This is a genomic window from Dokdonia ponticola (assembly GCF_042653865.1).
GTDB classification, from domain to species: Bacteria; Bacteroidota; Bacteroidia; order Flavobacteriales; family Flavobacteriaceae; genus Dokdonia; species Dokdonia ponticola.
In genome coordinates this window covers 1-2492 of the sequence record NZ_JBHSFV010000032.1, presented here as the reverse complement: position 1 = coordinate 2492, position 2492 = coordinate 1, and the positions used below count along the sequence as shown (strand labels likewise).

The window sequence follows — 2492 nt, the reverse complement described above, 5'->3', positions numbered from 1 at the left end:
TCGGTAATCGTGATTCCTGTAATGGTTACGTTTCCGTTGTTGGTTACTGTAAAGGTGTAGAGAACTGAATCTCCTTCGTTTACAATACCATCACCATTGGTATCCTCATACACACCATCTTTTAATAATTCTAAAGATGGGTCTTGATCAATTACTGTGATCGTACAATCTGGACAGTTTGGATCAATCGGTGGATTCTCAGGATCATTCGGATCAATCGGCGTTGGATCTTCTGATTCATCTATTGCTGGTTCATCAGCACCATCTACTCCATTAACTGTTGCTAAATTATATACACCTCCTGCATCGATATCATCTTGTGTAAGCACATAGACCGCTGTGAACGTCGTACTATCACTCTCACCGACTCCTAAATCAATCGGACCGCCGATTACGGTTACTAATGGATCAGTAATCGTAATATCAAATAAAGGTACATCTCCATTATTGGTTACTGTAAAGGTATAGAGAACTGAATCTCCTTCGTTTACAATACCATCACCATTCGTGTCCTCATACACACCATCTTTTAATAACTCTAAAGATGGGTTATCTGGTATTACTGTTACTACTACCGTAGCAGTTTCTGTTGTCGTTGATCCATCAGGATTCGTGACTGTTACGGTATAATCAAACGTATCGGTTCCATTAAAGTTAGGATCTGGCGTGTAGGTCACGGTTCCATCAGGATTGATGGTGACCGTTCCATTGTTTGGATCTGTTACCTCCGTTACTTCGACATCTGAATCTGGATCAAAACCGTCATTGTCTAATACCGCGATATCTACTGGCGTATCCTCTGGTGTCGTCGCTGTATCATCCATGATATCGTCTACTGGAGTCACTGTGACTACTACGGTAGCTGTCTCCGTAGTGGTACTTCCATCAGGGTTTGTTACGGTGACTGTATAGTCAAAGGTATCTGTTCCGTTAAAATCAGGATCTGGCGTGTAGGTCACGGTTCCATCAGGGTTGATGGTCACTGTTCCATTGTTTGGATCCGTGACCTCCGTTACTTCGACATCTGAATCTGGATCAAAACCGTCATTATCTAATACCGCGATATCTACTGGGGTATCTTCTGGTGTCGTCGCCGTATCATCCATGATATCATCTACTGGAGTCACGGTGACTACTACGGTAGCTGTTTCCGTAGTGGTACTTCCATCAGGATTTGTTACGGTGACTGTATAGTCAAAGGTATCCGTTCCGTTAAAATCAGGATCTGGCGTGTAGGTTACTGTCCCATCAGGATTGATCGTTACTGTTCCATTAGCTGGATCCGTAACATCGGTTACTTCTACATCACTGGTTGGATCAAAACCGTCATTATCTAATACCGCGATATCTACTGGCGTATCTTCTGGTGTCGTCGCCGTATCATCCATGATATCATCTACTGGAGTCACTGTGACTACTACGGTAGCTGTTTCTGTCGTGGTACTTCCATCAGGATTTGTTACGGTGACTGTATAGTCAAAGGTATCTGTTCCGTTAAAATCAGGATCTGGCGTGTAGGTCACCGTTCCATCAGGGTTGATGGTCACTGTTCCATTGTTTGGATCTGTTACCTCCGTTACTTCGATATCTGAATCTAGATCAAAACCGTCATTATCTAATACTGCAATATCTACTGGGGTATCCTCTGGTGTCGTCGCCGTATCATCCATGATATCATCTACTGGAGTCACGGTGACTACTACGGTAGCTGTTTCCGTAGTGGTACTACCATCAGGATTTGTTACGGTGACTGTATAGTCAAAGGTATCTGTTCCGTTAAAATCAGGATCTGGCGTGTAGGTTACTGTCCCATCAGGATTGATCGTTACTGTTCCATTAGCTGGATCCGTAACATCGGTTACTTCTACATCACTGGTTGGATCAAAACCGTCATTATCTAATACCGCGATATCTACTGGCGTATCTTCTGGTGTGGTCGCCGTATCATCCATGATATCATCTACTGGAGTCACTGTGACTACTACGGTAGCTGTTTCTGTCGTGGTACTTCCATCAGGATTTGTTACGGTGACTGTATAGTCAAAGGTATCTGTTCCGTTAAAATCAGGATCTGGCGTGTAGGTCACCGTTCCATCAGGGTTGATGGTGACCGTTCCATTGTTTGGATCTGTTACCTCCGTTACTTCAACATCTGAATCTGGATCAAAACCGTCATTATCTAATACTGCAATATCTACTGGGGTATCCTCTGGTGTGGTCGCCGTATCATCCATGATATCATCTACTGGAGTCACTGTGACTACTACCGTAGCTGTTTCCGTAGTGGTACTGCCATCAGGATTTGTTACGGTGACTGTATAGTCAAAGGTATCGGTACCATTAAAATCAGGATCTGGCGTGTAGATTACTGTCCCATCAGGATTGATCGTTACTGTTCCATTAGCTGGATCCGTAACATCGGTTACTTCTACATCACTGGTTGGATCAAAACCGTCATTATCTAATACCGCGATATCTACTGGGGTATCCTC

1 protein-coding gene is annotated in these 2492 nt (G+C 43.6%); it reads right to left on the bottom strand.

Features of this window, described 5'->3' with window-relative positions:
• A partial coding sequence (locus tag ACFO3O_RS22395; protein WP_379983054.1) for an Ig-like domain-containing protein occupies window positions 1–2492 on the bottom strand: 2492 nt, incomplete at both ends.